The organism is Streptomyces sp. NPDC041713, from assembly GCF_055591085.1.
In genome coordinates this window covers 720,184-743,514 of sequence record NZ_JBVIZY010000001.1, presented here as the reverse complement: position 1 = coordinate 743,514, position 23,331 = coordinate 720,184, and the positions used below count along the sequence as shown (strand labels likewise).

Here is a 23,331-nt window from a genome sequence, read left to right as displayed (position 1 = left end):
TCAGTCCAGCCAGACATAGCCCGCGAGACGACCGGTGGTCCGGTCGCGGCGGTACGAGAAGTGGTCACCGGATTCCAGGGTGCACACCGGCGACTGCTCCCGGTCCACCACCCCGAGCCGCTCCAGCTGGGCGTGCACCCCGGCGGTCACGTCGACCGCGGGCGTGCCCCAACTGGTTTCGGCGTACGCCGTCGGCTCAACGGCGGCGACATCGGCGCGCATCGCCTCCGGCACTTCGTAGCACCGGCCGCAGACCGCGGGTCCGGTGCGGGCGACGATGCGCCCGGGGTCCGCGCCGAGCTCCACCATGGCCTCGACGGCGGCGGGCACGACGCCCGCCAGCATGCCCGGGCGGCCCGCGTGCGCCGCGGCCGCGACCCGGGCGACCGGGTCGGCGAGCAGTACGGGCGTGCAGTCGGCGGTGAGGACGGCGAGGGCGAGGCCGGCGCGGGCGGTCACCACGGCGTCGACGGCGGGGATTTCGGCGTCGGGGCCCCAGGGACCGTCGACCACCGCGACCTCGCGGCCGTGCACCTGGTGCATCCAGACGACCCGGTCCGGTGTGACGCCGAGGGACTTGGCGGCCAAGGCGCGGTTGGCGCGCACCGCTTCGGCGTCGTCGCCGACCGCGCCGCCGAGGTTGAGCTCTTCGTACGGAACGGCGCTCACCCCGCCCCACCTGTCGGTGAAGGCGAAGTGCGCGCCGCTCACGGTGCTGTGCTTGCTTATCACTTCAAGAAGTCCGGCACGTCCAGCTCTTCGGCCTGGCTGTCCTGGTAGGGACGGGCCGGCGGGACCTGCGGCGGGGTCGACGGCGCGGACGGGGCCTCGTTCGTCGGGGCCGGCTCGGCCGGCTCCGGGGTCGAGGGCTCGTCGCGCGGCGTGACGCTGCCGAGGCCGCCGAAGGCCGGGCGGGACGATTCGGCGGGGCGGGACGGCGTCGAGGCGGCGGACGGGGCCGGCTCCTCGCGCTTGGCCGAGCCGGACGCCGAGCCGAGGACGGTGTCCCGCTTGGACGGCGGCTGCCCGCCGTCGAAGCCCGCCGCGATGACGGTGACCCGGACCTCGTCGCCGAGCGCGTCGTCGATGACCGCGCCGAAGATGATGTTGGCCTCGGGGTGCGCGGCCTCGCTGACCAGCTGGGCCGCTTCGTTGATCTCGAAGAGGCCGAGGTCGGAGCCGCCGGAGATGGAGAGCAGGACTCCCCGCGCTCCGTCGATGGACGCCTCCAGGAGCGGCGAGGAGATCGCCATCTCCGCGGCGGCCACCGCGCGGTCGTCGCCGCGGGCCGAGCCGATGCCCATGAGCGCCGAACCGGCCTCGGACATGACCGACTTGACGTCGGCGAAGTCGAGGTTGATCAGGCCGGGCGTGGTGATGAGGTCGGTGATGCCCTGGACACCGGAGAGCAGGACCTGGTCCGCCGACTTGAACGCGTCGAGGACGGAGACCTGGCGGTCCGAGATGGACAGGAGCCGGTCGTTGGGGATGACGATGAGGGTGTCGACCTCTTCGCGCAGCTCCGCGATGCCGTCCTCGGCCTGGTTGGCGCGGCGCCGGCCCTCGAAGGTGAACGGCCGGGTGACCACGCCGATGGTGAGGGCGCCGAGCGAGCGCGCGATGTTGGCGACGACAGGTGCGCCGCCGGTGCCGGTGCCACCGCCTTCGCCGGCGGTGACGAAGACCATGTCGGCCCCCTTGAGGACCTCCTCGATCTCCTCGCGGTGGTCCTCCGCGGCCTTGCGGCCGACGGCCGGGTTTGCCCCGGCGCCGAGGCCGCGGGTGAGTTCACGGCCGACGTCGAGCTTGACGTCGGCGTCGCTCATCAACAGGGCTTGCGCGTCGGTGTTGATGGCGATGAACTCGACGCCCTTGAGACCGACCTCGATCATCCGGTTGATGGCATTGACACCACCGCCGCCGACACCGATGACTTTGATGACTGCGAGGTAGTTCTGCGGTGCTGCCACGTCGAAGGCCTCTCGCCTCGAGTTACGTGTCGCCGTTTCGCATCGATGCGAGGCGGCGACTGATGCCGAATGGGACGGTCCGAACGCCGACCCGAACCCTAACGCTGAAGTTTAGGGTTACCAGTGTGTCTGTTCCTTGGACTCTTCCGAACAGGACACTAAGTCGACAAGTGGCGCACGTTCAACGAACACGCCGAACCTCCCGTTTTTCTTTTCACCCTATGTGATCAGCCGTAGCGCTGCCGAACCAGGGTGCTGGCCTGCGACGATATGCGTCAACTCCCCGACGACGCAGGGGCGGTGGGGACGCTCACATCGAAGTGGCTTGCCTTCGGAGCTGCTTTCATGAGTGCGATGAGGGTGCCGGCTTTCGTCCGGCCCTTCTCGCCGCTGCCCCATGCGACGGTGCGCCCACCGCTCAACTCCAGCGAGATGGCGTCGAACGAGCGGACCCTGACGGTCCGTGTGGCCCCCGCGACCGTCGGGGGCAGATCGCCCGCGACCCGCACCGCCTCGCGCAGCAGCCGGCCGGTGCCGAACCGGCGCAGGCTCGCCGCCCCGCTCTCCCGGTCTGGCGCCAATTCGAGCCGGGGCACCGCCTTCGGCGCCTGGTCGACCGTGGCGAATCGCACTCCCTTGGCGTCCACTTCGACGAACTTTCCGCCCTTTTCGATGAGAAGAACGGGCTTGCGTTCCGTCACTTTGAGTCCGATTCCGTGCGGCCAGGACCGGACGACGTCAACTGAGTCGATGCGGGGCAATTTTGACCGCAACCGGTCTTCGATGGCGTCGGTGTCGACCGAAATCAGTGGTGCCCCGACGGGGGCGTCGGCCGCCTCGCGCACCTCCTGGGGCGTCAGCACCTCGGTGCCCGACGCCTTCACCTGCTCCAGGCGGAGCAACTGCGAGCCGTAGAGCGCCCAGACGCCGCCGGCGCCGAGCAGTACGACGAGCACCAGAATGACAATCAGGGTGCGCGAGCGCGACAGCCGCGGCAGCGCCGGGCGGCGGACGCGCGGCGGGCGGGGCGGGCCGGACTTCTTCTTCTGCCGTTCGGCGGTGGTCGGTCCGGCCACGGTCCCCTGCCTTCTCACGCGTTGCGGCGTGACGCAATCGCCTCGTACACCATGCCGACGAGGAGGTCGTCGGCGTCCCTGCGGCCGAACTCCGAGGCGGCGCGGGACATCTCGTACAGCCGGTGCGGATCCGCCAGGACGGGCAGGACGTTGCCCTGGACCCACTCCGGGGTCAGTTCCGCGTCGTCGACGAGGAGTCCGCCGCCCGCCTTGACCACCGGCTGGGCGTTGAGCCGCTGTTCGCCGTTGCCGATCGGCAGCGGGACGTACGCGGCGGGCAGCCCGACGGCGGAGAGTTCGGCCACGGTCATCGCGCCCGCGCGGCAGAGCATCATGTCGGCCGCGGCGTACGCGAGGTCCATCCGGTCCACGTACGGTACCGGGATGTACGGGGGCATCCCCGGCATCTGCTGCACCTGCGGCAATTCGTTCTTCGGGCCGACCGCGTGCAGGATCTGGATGCCCGCGCGCTGCAGCACCGGAGCGGCCTGCTGGACGACCTCGTTGAGCCGCCGTGCGCCCTGTGAGCCGCCGGAGACGAGCAGCGTCGGCAGGTTGGGGTCGAGGCCGAAGGCGGCGCGCGCCTCCGGGCGGACCCGGGCCCGGTCCAGCGTCGCGATGGTGTGCCGCAACGGGATGCCGATGTAGCGGGAGTTGCGCAGCTTGCTGTCGGGGGTGGCGACGGCCACCCCGTGCGCGTACCGCGAGCCGATCTTGTTGGCGAGGCCGGGGCGCGCGTTGGCCTCGTGCACCACGATCGGCGTCCCGGTCCGCTTGGCCGCGAGGTAGCCGGGCAGGGCCACGTAGCCGCCGAAGCCGACGACGCAGTCCGCCTTGGTGCGCTCCAGGATCTGCTCGGCCGCCTTGATGGTGCCGCGCAGCCGTCCCGGGACGGTGATCAGCTCAGGGGTGGGCTTGCGCGGCAGGGGTACGGCCGGGATCAGCGCCAGTTCGTAGCCCCGCTCGGGTACGAGTCGGGTTTCGAGTCCACGCTCCGTGCCCAGGGCCGTGATGCCCACGGTCGGGTCCTGCCTCCGCAGGGCGTCCGCGAGGGCGAGCGCGGGCTCGATGTGGCCGGCGGTCCCCCCACCGGCGAGTACGACATGCACCGAAATTCACCGCTCTCCGGACGAACGCGCCGTGACGCGCCGTCTCATCGTGTTCCATCTCACCCGAGGTTGCCGCATGGCCAGGGCCGCCTTCGCCGCCGGGTCCGATCGCGCGAAGGCGATGAGGAGTCCGATGGCGAACATGGTCGGCAGCAGGGCCGAACCCCCGTAGGAGAACAGCGGGAGCGGGACACCGGCGATCGGCAGCAGACCGAGCACCGCACCTACGTTGATCACGGCCTGCGCCGTGATCCAGGTGGTCACGCCTCCCGCGGCATACCTCACGAAGGGGTCCTCCGTGCGTCCGGCCACGCGGATACCCGCATAGCCTAGAGCCGCGAACAGGGCGAGCACCGACAGTGTCCCTGCCAGGCCGAGTTCCTCCCCCGTGATGGCGAAGATGAAGTCGGTGTGTGGTTCGGGCAGTTGACCCCATTTTTCCACACTCGCGCCGAGTCCGGAACCGAAGAATCCGCCGGAGGCGAGGGCGTAGATCCCGTGCACGGCCTGCCAGCACTGGTCGCCGGGGCCCGGATCGGTGGCGCCGATGCAGGCGAGCCTGGCCATCCGGTTGGGGCTGGTCTTGATGAGAATCACACCGAGCAGGGCCGCGATGCTGAGCACACCGGCGAAGAGCCGGGTGGGTGCGCCCGCGAGCCAGAGCAGTCCGAAGAGGATCGCGGTGAGAATGATCGCGGTGCCCATGTCGCCGCCGAGCATGATGAGTCCGAGCAGCATGAAGGCGACCGGGACGAGCGGCACCAGCATGTGTTTCCACTGGGTCAGCAGCCGCTTGTCGTGTTTACGGGCGAGCAGATCGGCGCCCCACAGCACGAGGGCGAGCTTGCCGAACTCACTGGGCTGCAGCTGGAACGGGCCGCCCAGATAGATCCAGTTCTGGTTGCCGTTGACGCTGCGCCCTATCCCCGGGATCTGTACGAGGACCATCAGGAAGACGGTCACCGCGAGGATCGGGTAGGCGAGCGCGCGGTGCAGCTTGATGGGCATCCGCATGGCGACGAGCAGCAGACCCGTGCCGAGCACGGCCGCCACGAACTGCTTGCGGAAGAAGTACGAGGCGGGCAGGTTCAGCTGCAGCGCCTGGATCATCGACGCCGAGTAGACCATCACCAGGCCCAGCACGGTGATGAGCAGGCTACTGCCGAAAATCAGGTAGTACGCGGTGAGCGGCCGGTCCCAGGCCCGCCTGAGCCGGGTGTAGAGCCGCCGGGGCCCGCTCTCGCCCGGCGGGTGGGAGGCTCCTCTGGCGCGCGTCGGAGCCGGTCGTTTGGCGACCCGCACGGAAGACCTGGCCACGTTCCCCTCCCAAGGGTGTGCCCGGCGCCCCGCCGGGCGGTCGGCCCGGTCAGGCGCGCGTGGCGCCGAGTTCGCGGACGGCGTCCGCGAACGCTTCACCACGCTTGTTGTAGTTGGTGAACATGTCCATCGACGCACAGGCCGGGGCCATCAGGACGGTGTCCCCCGGCCGGGCCAGCTCCGCCGCCCGCCGTACCGCCTCGGACATCGCCCCAGTGTCGGTCCGGTCGAGGTCGACGACCGGGACCTCGGGGGCGTGTCGCGCGAGGGCTTCACGGATCAGCGCGCGGTCGGCGCCGATGAGCACGACGCCGCGCAGCCGCTTCGCCGCGGCGCCGACGAGCTCGTCGAAGGTGGCTCCCTTGGCGAGGCCGCCGGCGATCCAGACGATCGGCTCGTACGCCGCCAACGACGCCTGTGCGGCGTGGGTGTTGGTGGCCTTGGAGTCGTCGATGTAGGCGACGCCCGCGACGTCGGCGACGTGCTCGATGCGGTGGGCGTCGGGGCGGAAGGCGCGCAGCCCGTCGCGGACCGCGGTGGCCTCGACGCCGAAGGCGCGGGCGAGGCCCGCAGCGGCCAGCGCGTTGGCGATGTTGTGCGGCGCGGGCGGCTGGACGTCAGAGACCTCGGCGAGCTCCTGGGCCTGCTTCTGGCGGTCCGGCACGAAGGCACGGTCGACCAGGATGCCGTCCACGACACCGAGTTGCGAGGGCGCGGGCGCGTTCAGCGTGAAACCGATGGCGCGGCAGCCCTCTTCGACGTCGGCCTCGCGGACCAGGTCCTCGGTGGCCTTGTCGGCGACGTTGTAGACGCACGCGACCTGGTTGCCCTCGTAGATGCGGCCCTTGTCGGCGGCGTACGCCTCCATGGAGCCGTGCCAGTCGAGGTGGTCGGGCGCGAGGTTGAGGACGGTCGCGGAGTGGGCGCGCAACGAGGGCGCCCAGTGCAGCTGGTACGAGGAGAGCTCGACGGCGAGCACGTCGTACGCGTCATCGCCCTCCAGGATCACGTCCACGATCGGGGTGCCGATGTTGCCGACCGCGGCCGTGCGCAGGCCGCCGGCGTGCAGGATCGAGGCGAGCATCTGCGTGGTCGTGGTCTTGCCGTTGGTGCCCGTGACGGCGAGCCAGGGCGCCGCGCCGGGGCCGCGCAGCCGCCAGGCGAGCTCGACGTCGCCGATGACGTCCACGCCTGCCGTGGCGGCCGCCGCGAAGAGCGGCGAGGACGGCTTCCAGCCCGGCGAGGTGACCACCAGGGCGGTGCCCTCGGGCAGTGTCTCGGCGTCGCCCAGCCGTACGGTGACGCCGTCGGCCCGCAGCGCCGCGGCGCGCTCCTCGTGGGCCGCTCCCGCGCCGCCGTCGACGACGGTGACCGACGCGCCGAGGCCGGCCAGGGCGCGGGCGGCGCTGATGCCGCTCACGCCGAGGCCGGCGACGGTGATGTGCTTGCCCTGCCAGTCGGACCCAGTGGTCACTTTTCCGCTGCCCATCCCGCGTAGAAGAGGCCGAGGCCGACGATCACGCACATGCCCTGGATGATCCAGAAGCGGACCACGACAAGGACCTCGGACCACCCCTTGAGTTCGAAGTGGTGCTGCAGCGGCGCCATCCGGAAGACGCGCTTCCCGGTCAGCTTGAACGAGCCGACCTGGATGACGACCGACATGGTGATCATCACGAAGAGGCCGCCGAGCAGCGCGAGGAGCAGCTCGGTGCGCGAGCAGATCGCGAGGCCGGCGAGCGCGCCGCCGAGGGCCAGCGAGCCGGTGTCACCCATGAAGATCTTGGCGGGCGAGGTGTTCCACCACAGGAAGCCGAAACAGGCGCCCATCAGCGCGGAGGCCACGACGGCGAGGTCGAGCGGGTCCCTGACCTCGAAGCAGGCCTGCGGGTTGGTCAGCGTGACCGCGTTGGCGCACGACTCCTGGTACTGCCACACGCCGATGAAGGTGTAGGCGCCGAAGACCATCACCGAGGCGCCGGTGGCGAGGCCGTCCAGGCCGTCGGTGAGGTTCACGCCGTTCGACATCGCGAGGATCATGAACAGCGCCCAGACCACGAACAGGACCGGGCCGATCGACCAGCCGAAGTCCGTGACGAACGACAGCTTGGTGGAGGCCGGGGTCTGGTTGCGGTTGTCCGGCCAGTTCAGCGCGAGCACGGCGAAGCCGATGCCGACGATCAGCTGGCCCGCCATCTTGGCCTTGGCGCGCAGACCGAGCGAGCGCTGCTTGACGATCTTGATGTAGTCGTCGAGGAAGCCGACGAGGCCCATGCCCGCCATCAGGAAGAGCACCAGGAGGCCGGAGAGCGTGGTCTCCGTGCCGGTGATGATCTTCGTGAGGAAGTACGCGATGAGCGTGGCCAGGATGAAGGCGATGCCACCCATGGTCGGCGTACCGCGCTTGCTGTGGTGCTCGCGCGGGCCGTCGTCCCGGATGAACTGGCCATAGCCCTTGCGGGCCAGGAGCTTGATCAGCAGCGGGGTGCCGACCAGGGTCAGGAAGAGCCCGATCACGCCCGCGAAGAGGATCTGCCTCATCGGCCGGAGACCTGCCCCTCGGAAGACCCTGCGCCGTCGTCGAGCAGCGCCGTGGCGACCTTCTCTAGACCGACCGACCTGGACGCCTTCACCAGCACGACGTCTCCCGGGCGCAGCTCGCTGCGCAACAGGTCGATCGCCGCCTGTGCGTCGGACACGTGCACCGACTCCTCACCCCACGAACCCTCGTTGTATGCGCCCAGTTGGAGCCAGGACGCTTCCCTGCCCCCGACTGCCACGAGCTTGCTCACGTTGAGCCGGACGGCCAGGCGTCCGACCGCGTCGTGTTCGGCGAGACCCTCGTCCCCGAGCTCGGCCATCTGACCGAGCACCGCCCACGTACGGCGCCCCTTGCCCATGGCCGCGAGCGCGCGCAGGGCGGCTCGCATGGACTCGGGGTTCGCGTTGTAGGCGTCGTTGACGACCGTCACGCCGTCCGGGCGCTCGGTGACCTCCATCCGCCAGCGGGACAGCGTGCCCGCCTCGGAGAGCGCGAGGGCGATCTCGTCCACGGACATGCCCAGCTCATGGGCGACGGCGGCCGCGGCAAGCGCGTTCGACACGTGGTGCTCACCGTACAGCCGCAAGGTCACGTCGCTGCACCCGGAGGGTGTGTGCAGCGTAAAAGCGGGCTGTCCGTTCTCTGTGAGCCGGACATTCTCCGCGCGTACGTCGGCGTCGTCGGCCTCTCCGAAGAGGAGCACGCGGGCCTTCGTGCGCGACGCCATCGCGCGGACGAGGGGGTCGTCGGCGTTGAGCACGGCGGCGCCGTCCGCGGGCAGCGACTCGACGAGCTCGCCCTTCGCGATCGCGATCTGCTCGCGACCGCCGAACTCGCCGATGTGGGCGGTGCCGACGTTCAGGACGAGGCCGATCTTCGGCGGTGTCAGCTCGGTGAGGTACCGGATGTGGCCGATTCCGCGCGCTCCCATCTCCAGGACGAGGAACCGCGTCTCGTCCGTGGCGCTGAGCGCGGTCAGCGGCAGGCCGATCTCGTTGTTCAGCGAGCCCGGCGTGAAGACCGTGGGCGCCTTGCGCCGCAGCACCTGCGCGAGCAGGTCCTTGGAGCTGGTCTTGCCGACCGAGCCGGTCAGCGCGACGAGGGTGGCGCCGAGCCGCCGCACGACGTGGCGCGCGAGGGCGCCGATCGCCGCCTGGACGTCGTCGACGACGATCGCGGGCACGCCGACGGGCCGTGCGGCGAGCACGGCGACGGCGCCCGCGGCGACCACGTCGGCCGCGTAGTCGTGGCCGTCGACGCGCTCGCCGACGAAGGCGACGAAGAGGCTTCCGGGCTCCACCTCACGGGAGTCCCGGACGACGGGTCCGGTGACCTGGACGGCCGGATCCGGTATGTCGTACGTCTGCCCGCCGACGACGGTGGCGATCTCGGCGAGGGAGAGGGCGATCACAACTTCATCCCTGGGTTTGCTGGATAGCTTCGCGAAGCACCTGGCGGTCGTCGAAGGGACGCACCACCCCGGCGATGTCCTGTCCCTGCTCGTGGCCCTTGCCGGCGACGAGGACGGTGTCACCCGGCTCCGCGCGGCGGACGGCCGCGCGGATGGCGGCCGCCCGGTCCTCGAACACGGCGACGTCGCCGCGCTCGTGGGCCGGCACCTCGGCGGCGCCGGCGAGCATCGTGGCGAGGATCGCGAGGGGGTCCTCGCCACGGGGGTTGTCGGAGGTCAGTACGGCGGTGTCGGCGAGGCGGGCCGCGGCCGCGCCCATCGGCATCCGCTTGGTCTTGTCGCGGTCGCCGCCGCAGCCGAGCACGATGTGCAGCTTGCCCTCGGTGACCTTGCGCAGCGCGCGCAGCACCGATTCGACGGCGTCCGTCTTGTGCGCGTAGTCGACGACGGCGAGGTAGGGCTGGCCGGCGTCGATGCGCTCCAGGCGGCCGGGGACGCCGGGCACCGCGGCGACACCGTCGGCGGCCTGCTGCGGGTCGATCCCGGCGACGGCCAGCGCGACGATCGCGGCGAGCGTGTTGGCGACGTTGAAGGGGCCCGCGAGCGGCGACTTTGCGGTGATCCGCTCGCCCTTGGGGCCGACCGCGACGAACGTGGAGTCGAACAGCCGGACGTCGACGTCCTCCGCGCGCCAGTCGGCGTCCGGGTGCCCCTCGGCGGAGAAGGTGGTGACGGGCACCTCCGACTCGGTGATGAGCCGACGCCCGTACTCGTCGTCGAAGTTGACCACCCCGAGCCGCGAGCGGCGCCGGGTGAACAGCTGCGCCTTGGCCTGGAAGTAGTCCTCCATGCCGGAGTGGAACTCCATGTGCTCCGGGCTGAGGTTGTTGAAGACGGCGACGTCGAAGACGCAGCCGTCCACCCGCCCGAGCACCAGCGCGTGGCTGGAGACCTCCATGGCGACCGCCTCGACGCCGCGCTCGCGCATCACCGCGAACAGCGCCTGGAGATCGGTGGCTTCGGGGGTCGTGCGCTCCGACTTGATGCGCTCGTCGCCGATGCGCATCTCGACCGTGCCGATCAGCCCGGTCGAACGGACGCCCTTGAGGCCGCCCTCGATCAGATACGCGGTGGTCGTCTTGCCGGAGGTGCCGGTGATGCCGATCTGCAGCAGGTCGCGGCCCGGGTGGCCGTAGACCGTCGCGGCCAGTTCGCCCATGTGGGCGCGCGGGCTGTCGACGACCAGGACCGGCAGGCCGGTCACGGCCGCGCGGTCGGCGCCGGTCGGGTCGGTGAGGATGGCCGCGGCACCGAGGTCGGCGGCCTGCGCGACGAAGTCGGCGCCGTGCATCCGGGCGCCGGGCAGCGCCGCGTAGATGTCGCCGGGGCGCACCGCGCGGGAGTCGTGCGTGATGCCGGTGATCTCCGTGCTGCCGGCGGTGGCCGGGGCTCCCGGGGTTCCCGGTTCGGCGACGCCCAGCTGTGCTGCGAGCTCCGTCAGTGCGGCCGGTGAGACCTGGACGGGCCGCGGCGGTCCCGGATATGTCACGGGAGCGCCCTTCTGGGTGGTTTGGGACTGATCAGCGTGTGGCACGGCGGTGAGCGTACCGGGCGCACCCCCCGTGGGGCGAAGTGAGGGGCGTGGCGCGGGGTGGTTCCCCGGGTCCGGGGTGATCGTTGTCACGGGCGGTTCCTGGTGGGTCCGTCGGTCTCAGGGCTTGAAGGTCACCGGGAGGCGGGCCGGGGCTCCTCCGGTGGGCGGGACTTGGAGCGTCTTGAGGGCGAACTCCATGACTTCCTTGTAGATGGGGCCGCAGATCTGGCCGCCGAAGTAGCTGCCCCTGGTGGCGTTCTGGATCGCGCAGTAGACCGTGACGCGCGGCTTGTCGGCGGGGGCGAAACCGGCGAAGGACGAGGTGTAGCCCTTGTAGCGGCCGGTCGCCGGATCGACCCGGTTGGCCGTACCGGTCTTGCCCGCGACGCGGTAGCCGGGGATGCGGGCCTTGGTGCCGGTGCCCTCTTCGTCGTCGACGACGGACTCCAGCATCTGCGACACGCTCTTCGCGGTCTTCTCGCTGACCACCCGGGTCTTCCTCGGCCGGGGCGCGGGCGTGAAGCGGCCGTCGGGGCCCTTCGTGCCGCGCACCAGGGTGGGTTCGACGCGTACGCCGCCGTTGGCGATGGTCGAGTAGACCGAGGCCGCCTGCATGGCGTTGATCGAGAAGCCCTGGCCGAACGGGATGGTGAACTGCTGCGAGGTGGACCACTTCTTGGCGGGCGCGAAGATGCCGGAGGTCTCGCCGGGGAAGCCGAGCCCGGTCTCCTTGCCGATGCCGAACTTGCGCAGATACGAGTAGAGGACCTGGTTGGCCTCCTTCTGCGTCTTGCCCAGCTCGCCGGTGGCGAGGATCGTGCCGATGTTCGAGGACTTGGCGAGCACGCCGTTGAGCGTCAGCTGCCAGGTCGGGTGGTCGATGTCGTCCTGGAAGAGGCGGTCGCCCCGGTGCAGGCGGTTGGGCACCGTCACATGGGTGCCGGGGGTGGCGGCGTCCTCCTCCAGGACGGCGGCCATCGACATGACCTTCGCGGTGGAGCCGGGCTCGAACGCGTCCTGGAGGGAGGCGTTGCCGAGCGCCGCGCTGTTCGCCTCCGAGAGGTCGTTCGGGTCGAAGCCCGGGGCGTTGGCCATCGCCAGGACCTCACCGGTCCGTGTGTCCTGCACTATCACGTACCCGCGGTCGGCATTGGACTTCCCGACCTGCTCGGTGATGGCGTTCTGCGCGGCCCACTGGATGTCGCGGTCGATGGTGAGCTCGACGTCCGAGCCGGGCACGGCCGGCGTCTCCGTGGAGCCCGCGGTCGGCACCTGGCGGCCGCCGGACTGGGCGTACTTGATCTTGCCGTCCTCGCCCGCGAGCTGCTTGTCGAGCTGCTGCTCCAGGCCGCCCGCGCCCTTGCCGTCGGCGTTGACCCAGCCCAGTATCCCGGCGGCCAGCTCGTCGTTGGGGTAGACCCGCTTGCTGCTGGGATCGGCGAGGACGCCGGCCAGCACGTTCGGGGAGTCCGGGTCGGTGCCCGCCCGTTCGGCGAGCGCGCCGCGCAGGTCCTTGATCTGCTTCCACACCTGGGGGGTCTGGCGGCGGGCCAGCAGGACGTAACGGGTGTCCGGGGTCTTGAGCTTCTTCGTGAGCTCGTCGACGGACTTGCCCAGGATCGGGGCGAGCAGCGCGGCCGCCTGCTCGGGCGCGTCCTCGGTCTTCATCTCCTTGGGCGTGAACAGCGTGGGGTCGGCGGTGATGTCGTACGCGTCCACGCTGGCGGCCAGTTCGACGCCGCCGCGGTCGGTGATGCGGCCGCGCTCGGCGGCCAGGGTGTGCGTGAAGTAGCGGTTCTTCTCGGCCTTGGCCGCGTACGCGCTGGCGTCGACGGCCTGCACCTGGAGCAGTCGTACGACGAACGCCAGCATCACCAGCGTCAGACCGAGGCTGACCATGCGCAGCCGTGGCCGGGGGCTGCCGAGGCGGATGGTGCGCGCCTTGCCTTTGCCCGCGGGCCGGCGCTGCGCGGGACGGCCGCCCGGCGTCGGGCGGCGCGGGGCGCCGGACCGGGCGGAGGGGGCGGGCTTCGCGGGCCTGGGCACCCGGCGTCGCGGGGGTTCCCTGTCGGACACGTGCGTCACCTGCCGGAGGTCGTCGTGGGGGCGGGCGGGGGCGCGGGGGCGGCGGGCGCCTGGCCGGCGGGGCCGGGCGCCGACGCGGTGGGCGGGGCGGGCGGCTGGGCGCCGGACGCCGGGGCGGGCGGGTCGGGGACGGGGCCCTGCGGCGCGCCGGGGGGTGCGGCCGGGACCGAGACGGTGGCCGCCGGGGAGGCCACCTCCTGCGGGCGCGGCGCGGGGTAGCCGAACGAGGAGGGCTCGGCCGTGGCGGCGCCGGGCACGCCCCGGACGGTGCCGTCGGGGTCGAGGAAGGCCGGGTCGCCGCCGGGGACCATGCCGAGCTCGCGGGCGCGGCGCTGCAGGGCCTCGGGAGCGGCGTAGCCGTCCACGTCGCGCTGGAGCTCCTGCTCCTCCTCGGTGAGGTCCTTGGTCTGCTTCTTCAACTCGCTGAGCTGGAACGAGCCCTCGTTGAGCGCGGAGTTCAGGATGAGCAGCGTGATGAGGCCGCTGCCCAGGAGCAGCACGACGAGGAGGACGAAGGGGGTGCGCGCGGCCTGGTTCGGCCCCTGCGGCAGCAGCCGGGCGAGGCGTGCGGCCCTCCCCCGCAACTCGGGCTTCTTGCTCATGGAGCCTCCTCGCGGACTCTGATCAGCGGGTTCTGCTCGGCGGGCGGTGCCCGGGGGCCGGTGGGGGCCACGGCCTGCCCGCCGGACAGGCGCTGGAGGTCACCCGACGTCCTCACGGATGCGCTCCGCGCCGCGCAGCCGCGCCGGGGCCGCCCGGCGGTTCTCGGCGATCTCCTCCTCGGTGGGGAGTTCCGCGCCGCGCGTCAGGAGCTTCAGGCGCGGCTGGTAGCGCTCGGGGACGACCGGAAGGCCGGGCGGCGCGGTCGTCGCGGCGCCCGCCGCCAGCACCTGCTTGACCAGCCGGTCCTCGAGCGACTGGTACGACAGGACGGCGATCCGTCCGCCGACGGCGAGCGCCTGTACGGCCGCGGGGACGGCCCGCTCCAGGACGCTCAGCTCGCCGTTGACCTCGATGCGCAGGGCCTGGAAGGTGCGCTTGGCGGGGTTGCCGCCGGTGCGCTTGGCGGCCTGCGGCAGCGCGTCGCGGATGAGGTCGACGAGCCGCGCGCTGTTGCTGAACGGCTCCTTCTCGCGCTCGCGCACGACGGCGCCGACGATGCGCTTGGCCTGCTTCTCCTCGCCGTACGCCCGCAGGATGCGGACCAGTTCGCCGGGCGCGTAGGTGTTGAGGACCTCGGCCGCGCTGATGCCGGTCGTCTGGTCCATGCGCATGTCCAGGGGCGCGTCCTGGGCGTACGCGAATCCCCGGTCCGCCTCGTCCAGTTGCATGGAGGAGACGCCGAGGTCGAAGAGGACGCCCTGCACGCGCGGGATGTCCAGGCGGTCCAGCACATCGGGGAGTTCGTCGTAGACCGCGTGCACCAGGGTGGCGCGGTCGCCGTAGGGGGCGAGGCGCTCACCGGACAGGCGCAGCGCCTCCTTGTCGCGGTCCAGGGCGACGAGGCGGGCGGCGGGGAAGGTGGCGAGGAGGGCCTCGCTGTGCCCGCCGAGGCCCAGGGTGCAGTCGACGACGACGGCGCCCGGCTCGGCGAGCGCGGGGGCCAACATGTCCAGGCACCGCTGGAGCATCACCGGGACATGTCGGCTGTTGTCGCTCAAGGGGCCCTCTCAGGTCCGGCGCGGGTGCGCACGCACCGCCGGGTCCCCACCCGCTCCGTGAAGGGGAATGGACTGCTGGCGCCGGGGAAGTGGCGTCAGCCGACCGGGAGCGGGAGGAGGCCGAGCCGTACGTACGCGCCGCGCACGTGGGGGGATTCAGGGAATCCCCGGGATGTGCGGTCCAGCGGGGAGCAGGTCACGTCTCCCGCTTCGCGTCACTTTAGTCCACGGTGTCGCCCGGTCAATCAACCGGCCTGCGCGTCGCGGGCCGGTCGTCGACGGGGGTGCGCATCCGGTGGAATCACCCGTTCGGCCGCAGGTCGGCGGCCTCTGTGGGTTAGCTCACAACAAGAGTTTTTGGCGTTCTTTGTCCCTTCTCACAGCGGGCCCGGGAGATCAGCGGCCATTAACGTCATGACTATGTCGACTTCCGCAGCCTCCTCGGATCCCACGCCCGCTGAGCCCACCGGCGGCATAACCGTCGGTACGGTGACCGACCGCCTCGTCGAGGCGAACGAAAAGTACGCCGCGCAGTTCACCGACCCCGGGATGGGCGCCGCCCCCGTCCTCCAGGTCGCCGTCGTCGCCTGCATGGACGCCCGCATCGACCTGCACCGCGCGCTCGGTCTGGAGCTGGGCGACTGCCACACCATCCGCAACGCCGGCGGTGTGGTCACCGATGACGTGATCCGCTCCCTGACCATTAGCCAGCGGGCGCTCGGCACCCGCAGCGTCGTCCTGATCCACCACACCAACTGCGGTCTGGAGTCCCTCACCGAGGACTTCCGGCAGGAGCTGGAGCGTGAGATCGGCCAGCGTCCGTCCTGGGCGGTGGAGTCGTTCTCCGACGTCGAGCAGGACGTGCGGCAGTCGATGGCGCGCGTGCGGACCTCGCCGTTCCTGCCGCACACCGACGACGTCCGCGGATTCGTGTTCGACGTGACCTCGGGTCTGCTGCGGGAGATCGACCCTGCGTGACTGACAAAAAGGCGTAAGACCCGACAAATCGGCGCCAGTTATCCACAGGCAAGTGACACGACCCGGTATGCCCAACAACAATGCGGGGGTGACATCCCGCAGAAGCTTTCACGCGTGATGTCCGTGAATTCGGGGTGTACCGGGTCGCGCGCTGTCGTGGCGGCCCGGAAATGGGGATTCCCTGCTCCTCAAGAGCGTGGGGAAGGGCCGAGGAGGGCCGGGTGACGACCTATGAAGATCGAGCGAGCCTCACAGATCTGACCGCCACTGCGGAGCGTGTGCGCAGGTCGGTGGAGGGTGTGATCGAGGGCAAGCCAGAGGTCGTACGGCTTTCGCTGACCGTGCTCCTGGCGGAGGGGCACCTGCTCATCGAGGATGTGCCGGGCGTGGGCAAGACCATGCTCGCCAAGGCGCTCGCGCGGTCCATCGACTGCTCCGTGCGACGGATCCAGTTCACACCGGATCTGCTGCCCTCGGACATCACCGGGGTGTCCATCTTCGACCAGCAGCGCAGGGACTTCGAGTTCAAGCCGGGGGCGATCTTCGCGCAGATCGTGATCGGCGACGAGATCAACCGCGCCTCGCCGAAGACGCAGTCCGCGCTCCTGGAGTCCATGGAGGAGCGCCAGGTGACCATCGACGGGCAGACCTACGAACTGCCCAGTCCCTTCATGGTGGTGGCCACCCAGAACCCGGTCGAGATGGAGGGGACCTATCCCCTGCCCGAGGCGCAGCGCGACCGCTTCATGGCGCGCGTCTCGATCGGCTATCCGGGCCCGGAGGCCGAGCTGCAGATGCTCGACATCCACGGCGGCGTCTCCCCCCTGGACGACCTCCAGCCGGTGGCGCACGCGCACGAGATCGTGAAGCTCATCGACGCCGTGCGCACGGTCCACGTGGCCGACCCCGTCCGCAGGTACGCGGTGGATCTGGTCGCCGCGACCCGCAGCCACCCCGACCTCAGACTCGGCGCGTCCCCGCGCGCGACCCTGCACCTGCTGCGCGCCGCCAAGGCCTCCGCGGCGCTCAGCGGCCGGGAGTACGCCCTGCCGGACGACGTGCAGGCCCTGGCCGTCGCGGTCCTCGCGCACCGCCTGCTGCCCACCGCGCAGGCCCAGTTGAACCGTCGTACGGCCGAGTCCGTCGTCCTGGAGATCCTGCAGCGCACCCCGGTGCCCGCCGCCCACCAGCCGGGCGCCGGCGCCTACTTCAACCAGCAGCCGCCCGGCGCCCGGAGGCTTTGATGGCGGCCGGGGGGCCGCCGACGAGCCCCGCCGAGGACAACAAGGGCGGGCTGCGCACGGCTCTCGCGGGGCTGACCACCCGCGGGCGCTCCTTCCTCGCGGCCGGTGTCGCCGCGGCCATCTGCGCCTATGTCCTGGGCCAGGGCGACCTGCTGCGCGTCGGCCTGCTGCTCGCCGTGCTGCCGCTGGTGTGCGCCACCGTGCTGTTCCGCACCCGCTACCGGGTCGCGGGCAGCCGCAGGCTCTCCCCCGCGCGCGTGCCCGCCGCTTCGGAGGCCCGCGTCCATCTGCGGATGGACAACATCTCGCGGCTGCCCACCGGGCTGCTCATGCTCCAGGACCGGGTGCCCTACGTCCTCGGGCCGCGCCCCCGCTTCGTGCTCGACCGGGTCGAGGCGGGCGGCCGCCGCGAGGTGTCCTACCGCGTCCGCTCCGACCTGCGGGGGCGCTATCCGCTGGGGCCCCTGCAGCTGCGCCTGACGGACCCGTTCGGCATGTGCGAACTGACGCGCTCCTTCTCGACGTACGACACCCTGACCGTCATCCCGCGCGTGGAGGCGCTGCCCCCGGTGCGGCTCACCGGTGAGGCGAAGGGGTACGGCGACGGGCGCAACCGCTCGCTGGCGCTGGCCGGCGAGGACGACGTGATCCCGCGCGGGTACCGGCACGGCGACGATCTGCGCCGGGTGCACTGGCGCTCCACCGCGCGGTACGGCGAGCTGATGGTGCGCCGCGAGGAGCAGCCGCAGCGGGCCCGCTGCACTGTGCTCCTGGACACCCGGGGCGTGGGCTTCCACGGCGCGGGGCCGGACTCGGCCTTCGAGTGGGCGGTCTCGGGCACCGCGTCCGCCTTGGTCCACATGCTCGAACGCGGCTTCTCGGTCCGTCTGTTGACCGACACCGGCACCTCCGTGCCGGGCGAGGGTTCGGACGGCTTCGCGGGCGCGAGCCAGGAGTCGGCGGACGCCGCCGGACTGATGATGGACACCCTCGCGGTGATCGACCACTCGGACGGCGCCGGTCTCTCCCGTGCCTACGACGTGCTGCGCGGCGGAAACGAAGGCCTCCTCGTCGCCTTCCTCGGCGATCTGGCGGAGGACCAGGCGGCGGTGGTCGCCAAGATGCGCCAGCGCAGCGGCGCCGCGGTCGCCTTCGTGCTGGACGGCGCGGCCTGGGCGCAGGGGCCGGGCACCGGTCCCTCCGACGCCGGGCAGGCGCGGGTGCGGATGCTCCGCGAGGCGGGCTGGACGGCGCTCGCGGTGGCCCCGGGGGCGCGCCTGGAGGAGCTGTGGCAGCAGGCGGACCACGCCCGTACGAGCGCGGGCCCGGCGCCCGCCGCGGGCACGACGACCGGGGGTTGGGCATGAGCGGACGCGCACGGCTCGCGGTGTGTGCCACCGCGGCCACCCTGATGGCGTCGAGCGCGCTGATGCCGCTCGTCGAGCCGGCGACGTGGTTCGTGCAGGCCGCGATCCTGCTGATGCTGCAGAGCGGGGTGGGCGCGCTGGCCCGGCGGGTGCCGCTGGCCCGGCCGCTCACCGTGGCGGTGCAGGCCCTGGTGACGCTGCTCCTGCTGACCCTGGTGTTCGCCCGTGAGCAGGCCTTCGGCGGGATCGTGCCGGGGCCCGAGGCCTTCCAGCGGTTCGGCGTGCTCCTGGAGGCGGGCGGCGAGGACGTCAGCCGCTACATGATCCCGGCGCCGCTGAGCGACGGCATCCGGCTGATGCTGGTCGGCGGCGTCCTGCTGGTCGGCCTCGCCGTGGACGCGCTCGCGGTGACGTTCCGTACGGCGGCCCCGGCCGGACTTCCGCTGCTCGCCCTGTACTCGGTCGCGGCGGGGCTCTCCGGGAGCGGCGCCGCCGACTGGCTGTGGTTCCTGCTGGCCGCGGCCGGCTATCTGCTGCTGCTCCTGGCGGAGGGCCGGGACCGGCTCTCCCAGTGGGGCCGGGTGTTCGGCGGCGCGGCGCGCGCGCCGGGGAGGGTCTCCGCGGGCCTGGAGAGCAACGGCGGGGCGCTCGCCCCGGTCCGTACGGGACGGCGCATCGGAGCGCTCGCGCTGGGCATCGCCCTGGTGGTGCCGCTGGCGCTGCCCGCCCTGGACGGCGGCCTCCTGGACGGCAACGGCGGTCCCGGCGGCGACGGCTCGGGGGGCGGCGGCACGATCTCCGCGGTGAACCCGCTGGTCGCGCTGCAGGACAGCCTGAACCAGCCGGAGGACCGCGAGGTCCTCTCGTACCGTACGAACGCCGAGACGACCGACGACCTGTACTTGCGGATCGTCTCGCTCGACCAGTTCGACGGCACGACGTGGAAGACCACCGTCCGGCGCATCGAGGACGTGCGGACGCCGCTGCCGGACCCGCGGGGCCTGAGTCCCGATGTCCGCAGGACCGAGATCCAGACCAACCTCACGGCCGCGGACAACTATGTGCAGAACTGGCTGCCCATGCCGTTCCCGGCCAGCCAGGTGAAGATCGACGGACGGTGGCGGTACGAGCCGGTGGGCCGCTCCCTGGTCGGCGACCGGGGCCAGACCACGCGGGGCGCGCGCTACCAGGTGAAGAGTTTGGTCGTGGCGCCCACGGCCCAGCAGCTCGCCGCCGCCCCCGCCCCGCCGGACGGCCTGCGGCGCGAGTTCACCAAGGTGCCGGACTCGCTCCCCCGGATGGTCGAGGACACCGCCCGCCAGGTCACCAAGGGCGCCGCGAACCCGTACGAGCAGGCGGTCAAGCTCCAGGACTACTTCGCCTCGGACGGCGGGTTCTCGTACAACACGCAGGTCCGCGCGGGCAGCGGTCCCTCCGCGATCGAGCGGTTCCTCAAGCAGAAGGAGGGCTTCTGCGTCCACTTCTCCTTCGCGATGGCCTCCATGGCCCGGACGCTGGGGATACCGGCCCGGGTCGCGGTGGGCTTCACGCCGGGGACCGCGCAGAGCGACGGCTCGATGTCGGTCGGGCTGCGCGACGCGCACGCCTGGCCCGAGCTCTACTTCGAGGGCGTGGGCTGGACCCGCTTCGAGCCGACGCCGCGCCGCGGCACGGTCCCCGAGTACGCGCGCCCGGACACGCCGTCCGGGGGCACGAGCGACCCGGACACCCCGGAGCCGGCCACCTCCTCCGAGCCGTCCGCGGCGCCCTCCGCGTCGGACACCTGCCCGCGGGACATGCGGAGGCAGGGTGGCTGTGAGAGCGCCGCCCCGCAGATCGCGGCCGGTTCGGGCGGTGACGGCCCGCCCGTCGGGACGATCGTGGGCATCACCCTGACGGCGCTGCTCCTGATCGTGCTGCCGCTGCTGCCGCTGCTGTGGCGGACCCGGGCACGGGCGGTCCGGCTCGGCGCCCGCGGCCGCACCGGGGCGGACGCGGCGGCGCGAACCCTGGCCGCGTGGCTGGAGGTGACGGACACGGCCTGGGACCACGGCATTGCGCCGGACGAGTCACAGACCCCGCGCAAGGCGGCGGAGCGGATCGTCCGCGTCGGGCAGCTGGCCGCCGGGCCCGCGGCGGCCGTCCACCGGCTGGCGGCCGCGGTCGAGCAGGTGCTCTACGCTCCGCGGCCGCAGTTGGCGACCGGTCTCGCCGAGGACGTGCAGCGGGTCAGGGAGGGCCTGAACGCCTCGGTGGGCCGGGGCACGCGGCTACGGGTGCTGCTCGCGCCGCGTTCGGCCGCGCGGGTGGTGTGGGCGGTCTCGGACCGCTGGGCGGCGCTCGGCACACGCCGACGCGAGCGAACCGCCCGCCAGTGGGCAGCCCTCACCCGCAGGCTGCCGAGAAGGGCCGGTCAGGGCGGCTGAGCCCCCGCCGAACGGAGGCCGGCTCGGGTCGGTCGGCGGGGGCCTGGACGGCTCCGGCGAACCCTGGCGGGGGCCTAGGACGGCTCTCCGGGGGCCCGGCCGGGGAGCCTAGTACGGCTCCGGCCAACGGCGAGCTGCCGCACCACCAGGCGCCGCCCGGGCAAGCTGCTGCACCACAGGCCGCCGCCCCCGGCGAACGCGCCGCCGGTCCACCGGCGCTCCACCACCCCGCGACCCGCCTTCCGGCCCCACGCACGCGTGAGGGGTGGCCGCCCGGTGGCGGTCACCCCTCATGGATGCGTATGTCTGTTCGGTCAGTCGAGAGCCGCTGGGCTCACTGACCGCCCTGTTGCTCGTCGCGGCGGCGCTGCCACCGCTCCTCGATGCGGTTCATGACGGACCGGCGCTGCCTCGCCTGCCGGCGGGTCGGCGCCCCGCCTGGCCCGGTGGCCGCGCCCGAAGGCTGTTCGCCCGGCTTCGGCGCCTTGCGCCAACCGGTGACGGCGAGCACCGCGCAGCCCAGCATGACGAGGAACCCCACCACGCTGATCCAGATCTGCTGGGCGACCATTCCGGCCATGAGAAGGGCGATACCCACCAGGAAGCCCGCGACCGCTTGGTAGACCCGCTTCCGGGTGTACGTACGCAGCCCGCTTCCCTCAAGCGCTGTCGCGAACTTGGGATCTTCGGCGTACAGCGCTCGCTCCATCTGCTCGAGCATGCGCTGCTCGTGCTCCGAGAGCGGCACGGAGTCCTCCTCATCGTGCAGTCGCCGGGGCGACCGGGGGTCCCCTTCAGGATAGGCAGGGAATCGCCCCCGTGAAACCCGCCCCTCTACGCCAACTTCGCCAAACCGGACCTTCACGCCGCCCCGGCTCGCTGAAGCGTGCATTCCCCAGCGGCCGAACCGTCATGCAGAACGGTGTCCCTCGATCATACGGCGCCCGTAGCCCGTTCGGGGGGCCTGTGGCGTACTCCATGTGCGGCTGCGCCCCTGATCAGCCGGGCGGCCGCGGGAGCACCTCAAGCCTCTGCGGCACCCCGCGCCTCGCCCAGCACATGCAGCTGGGTGGCCACGGAGTGGAACGCGGGCAGTTCCGCGGCGGCCGCCTCCAGCTTGAGGAGGGCCTCCAGGGCGCCCGGTTCGGTGTCCACCAGGACGCCGGGGACCAGGTCTGCGAAGACCCGGACGCCGTGCACCGCGTCGACGCGGGCGCCCGCGGCCTCGACGAGCCCGGTGAGCTGCTCGGCGGTGAAGCGCCGGGGCACCGGGTCGCCCTCGCCCCAGCGGCCCGCCGGGTCGGTGAGCGCCGTCTGCGCCTCGGAGAAGTGCCCGGCGAGCGCCCGCGCGAGCACCGCGCCGCCGAGGCCGGCGCCGAGCAGGCTGAGGATGCCGGAGGGGCGCAGCGCGTCGACGGCGAGGCGCACGCCCTCGGCGGGGTCGTCCACGTACTCCAGGACGCCGTGGCACAGGACGGCGTCGAAGCCGCCGCGCTCGACCACGTCGAAGAGGCCGAGCACGTCGCCCTGGACGCCGCGCACCCGCTCGGCGACCCCGGCCTCCGCGGCCCGGCGCTCCAGCGCGAAGAGGGCGTTCGGGCTGGGGTCGACGACGGTGACGCGGTGGCCGAGGCGGGCGACGGGCACCGCGAAGTTGCCGCTGCCGCCTCCGGTGTCGAGGACGTCGAGTCCGGCGTCGGACTCCCTGCCGGTGGCCTTGACCCGGCGGTCGAGGGCGTCCTTCAGGACGTCCCAGACCACGGCGGTACGGAGGGAGGCGCGCGGACGAGGGGGGTCGGAGCGCAACGACGCCGCGGGGGACGGGTGAGGGGAGGCGGGCGGGCGCATCGGGTCCGACACGGCAGTTGTCTCCTCGGCGCGTGGGGTGCTGTTTCCTCCACCCTATTGCCTGCCGCACCGTGCCCCGGCCACCCGCCTCGGGGTGCGGACACGCCGGTCAGCCCGCGTCCGGGGGCTGTCGGCCGGCGTCCTGCGACTCCTGCCGGGGCTGGGGCAGCACGGGCTGCAGGACGAGCATCCGCTCGACGATGCGCAGGAACATGGCGACGTCGCGGAGGAGGTCGTCGGCGTCACGGGTGGTGGCGGCGTCCCTGATGCCCGCCTCGGCGCGGGCCCGGCGGGCGGCACCGGAGGCGAACAGGGCGCTCCACTCGGTCAGTTCGGGGGCGATCTCGGGGAGGACTTCCCAGGCGCTGCGGATGCGCTGCCTGCGGCGCGGGGTCGTCTCGGGGCGGCCGCGCGCGGCGAGGACGGCGGCGGCGGTGCGCAGGGCGGCGAGGTGGGCGGTGGCATACCGCTCGTTCGGCGCGTCCAGGTGGGCGGCCTCGTCGACTCCGGCGCGGGCCTGGGCGAGCAGTTCGAGGGCGGCCGGCGGGGCCGAGGCGCGGCGCAGGACGGGGTGGACATCGCTCGCCGGGCCGCTCGGTGCGGAGGCAGGGCCGGCGGCGCGGTGCCGTCGGGCGGCTGCTGCTGACGTGCTGGCCATGACGAACCTCCTGTCGTCGTGTGACGGCGCAGTGGCCGTATGTGC

19 protein-coding genes are annotated in these 23,331 nt (G+C 72.3%); 4 read left to right on the top strand and 15 right to left on the bottom strand.

The window, feature by feature from the left end; genetic code table 11:
- The 12 genes from pgeF to rsmH form a co-directional block, all read right to left on the bottom strand.
- Entirely contained in the window at positions 1-732 is a 732-nt protein-coding gene (gene pgeF / locus ACZ6CV_RS03200; protein WP_469249201.1) for a peptidoglycan editing factor PgeF, read from the bottom strand.
- Positions 729-1,970 (bottom strand): cell division protein FtsZ, encoded by a 1,242-nt coding sequence (gene ftsZ, locus ACZ6CV_RS03195; RefSeq protein ID WP_469249200.1) that lies wholly within the window; start codon positions 1,968-1,970, stop codon positions 729-731. The genes pgeF and ftsZ overlap by 4 nt, the downstream gene beginning before the upstream one ends.
- Positions 1,971-2,245: 275 nt before the next feature.
- On the bottom strand, positions 2,246-3,046 hold the full coding sequence (locus ACZ6CV_RS03190) for a cell division protein FtsQ/DivIB (RefSeq protein WP_469249198.1): 801 nt from the start codon (positions 3,044-3,046) through the stop codon (positions 2,246-2,248).
- A gap of 14 nt (positions 3,047-3,060) precedes the next feature.
- Complete coding sequence (gene murG / locus ACZ6CV_RS03185; RefSeq protein WP_355813558.1) at positions 3,061-4,155, bottom strand: undecaprenyldiphospho-muramoylpentapeptide beta-N-acetylglucosaminyltransferase; 1,095 nt, start codon at positions 4,153-4,155, stop codon at positions 3,061-3,063.
- Positions 4,156-4,161: 6 nt separating this feature from the next.
- Positions 4,162-5,472: a putative lipid II flippase FtsW gene (ftsW, locus tag ACZ6CV_RS03180; protein WP_469249196.1), complete on the bottom strand. Its 1,311-nt coding sequence runs from the start codon at positions 5,470-5,472 to the stop codon at positions 4,162-4,164.
- 49 nt (positions 5,473-5,521) lie between these two features.
- Entirely contained in the window at positions 5,522-6,946 is a 1,425-nt protein-coding gene (gene murD / locus ACZ6CV_RS03175) for a UDP-N-acetylmuramoyl-L-alanine--D-glutamate ligase (RefSeq protein WP_469249194.1), read from the bottom strand.
- Complete coding sequence (mraY, locus tag ACZ6CV_RS03170; protein WP_355813563.1) at positions 6,943-8,013, bottom strand: phospho-N-acetylmuramoyl-pentapeptide-transferase; 1,071 nt, start codon at positions 8,011-8,013, stop codon at positions 6,943-6,945. The genes murD and mraY overlap by 4 nt, the downstream gene beginning before the upstream one ends.
- Positions 8,010-9,425 carry a UDP-N-acetylmuramoyl-tripeptide--D-alanyl-D-alanine ligase gene (locus tag ACZ6CV_RS03165; RefSeq protein WP_469249191.1) on the bottom strand — a complete coding sequence of 472 codons (1,416 nt, stop codon included), beginning with the start codon at positions 9,423-9,425 and terminating at the stop codon, positions 8,010-8,012. Before ACZ6CV_RS03165 ends, mraY begins: the two co-directional genes overlap by 4 nt.
- A 4-nt stretch (positions 9,426-9,429) precedes the next feature.
- Positions 9,430-11,109, bottom strand: a complete 1,680-nt coding sequence (locus tag ACZ6CV_RS03160; protein ID WP_469249189.1) for a UDP-N-acetylmuramoyl-L-alanyl-D-glutamate--2,6-diaminopimelate ligase — start codon at positions 11,107-11,109, stop codon at positions 9,430-9,432.
- A gap of 27 nt (positions 11,110-11,136) precedes the next feature.
- A complete protein-coding gene (locus tag ACZ6CV_RS03155) occupies positions 11,137-13,095 on the bottom strand; it encodes a peptidoglycan D,D-transpeptidase FtsI family protein (protein ID WP_469249187.1) in 1,959 nt (652 codons plus the stop codon).
- A 5-nt stretch (positions 13,096-13,100) separates the two neighbouring features.
- Positions 13,101-13,706, bottom strand: coding sequence for a cell division protein FtsL (gene ftsL, locus ACZ6CV_RS03150; RefSeq protein ID WP_469249185.1), 606 nt, complete (start codon positions 13,704-13,706; stop codon positions 13,101-13,103).
- A 99-nt stretch (positions 13,707-13,805) separates the two neighbouring features.
- Complete coding sequence (rsmH, locus tag ACZ6CV_RS03145; RefSeq protein ID WP_355813578.1) at positions 13,806-14,765, bottom strand: 16S rRNA (cytosine(1402)-N(4))-methyltransferase RsmH; 960 nt, start codon at positions 14,763-14,765, stop codon at positions 13,806-13,808.
- A gap of 414 nt (positions 14,766-15,179) precedes the next feature.
- Between rsmH and ACZ6CV_RS03140 the strand changes: the two genes are divergently transcribed.
- From ACZ6CV_RS03140 to ACZ6CV_RS03125, 4 genes are all read left to right on the top strand, one after another.
- Positions 15,180-15,743 carry a beta-class carbonic anhydrase gene (locus ACZ6CV_RS03140; RefSeq protein ID WP_388666252.1) on the top strand — a complete coding sequence of 188 codons (564 nt, stop codon included), beginning with the start codon at positions 15,180-15,182 and terminating at the stop codon, positions 15,741-15,743.
- 221 nt (positions 15,744-15,964) lie between these two features.
- Positions 15,965-16,987: an AAA family ATPase gene (locus tag ACZ6CV_RS03135; RefSeq protein ID WP_469249182.1), complete on the top strand. Its 1,023-nt coding sequence runs from the start codon at positions 15,965-15,967 to the stop codon at positions 16,985-16,987.
- Positions 16,987-18,354 (top strand): DUF58 domain-containing protein, encoded by a 1,368-nt coding sequence (locus ACZ6CV_RS03130; RefSeq protein WP_469249180.1) that lies wholly within the window; start codon positions 16,987-16,989, stop codon positions 18,352-18,354. The genes ACZ6CV_RS03135 and ACZ6CV_RS03130 overlap by 1 nt, the downstream gene beginning before the upstream one ends.
- Complete coding sequence (locus ACZ6CV_RS03125; protein ID WP_469249178.1) at positions 18,351-20,780, top strand: transglutaminase TgpA family protein; 2,430 nt, start codon at positions 18,351-18,353, stop codon at positions 20,778-20,780. Before ACZ6CV_RS03130 ends, ACZ6CV_RS03125 begins: the two co-directional genes overlap by 4 nt.
- A 334-nt stretch (positions 20,781-21,114) precedes the next feature.
- Here the strand turns inward: ACZ6CV_RS03125 and ACZ6CV_RS03120 are convergent, their stop codons facing one another.
- The 3 genes from ACZ6CV_RS03120 to ACZ6CV_RS03110 all read right to left on the bottom strand — a co-directional run bounded on the left by ACZ6CV_RS03120 (position 21,115) and on the right by ACZ6CV_RS03110 (position 23,286).
- Entirely contained in the window at positions 21,115-21,528 is a 414-nt protein-coding gene (locus ACZ6CV_RS03120; RefSeq protein WP_469249176.1) for a DUF3040 domain-containing protein, read from the bottom strand.
- Between the two features lie 275 nt (positions 21,529-21,803).
- Positions 21,804-22,640, bottom strand: a complete 837-nt coding sequence (locus ACZ6CV_RS03115; protein WP_469249174.1) for a class I SAM-dependent methyltransferase — start codon at positions 22,638-22,640, stop codon at positions 21,804-21,806.
- 97 nt (positions 22,641-22,737) lie between these two features.
- The gene (locus ACZ6CV_RS03110) at positions 22,738-23,286 is read right to left on the bottom strand and encodes an SAV_6107 family HEPN domain-containing protein (RefSeq protein WP_469249173.1); all 549 of its coding nucleotides are present in this window, start codon (positions 23,284-23,286) and stop codon (positions 22,738-22,740) included.
- Positions 23,287-23,331 lie beyond the last annotated feature (45 nt).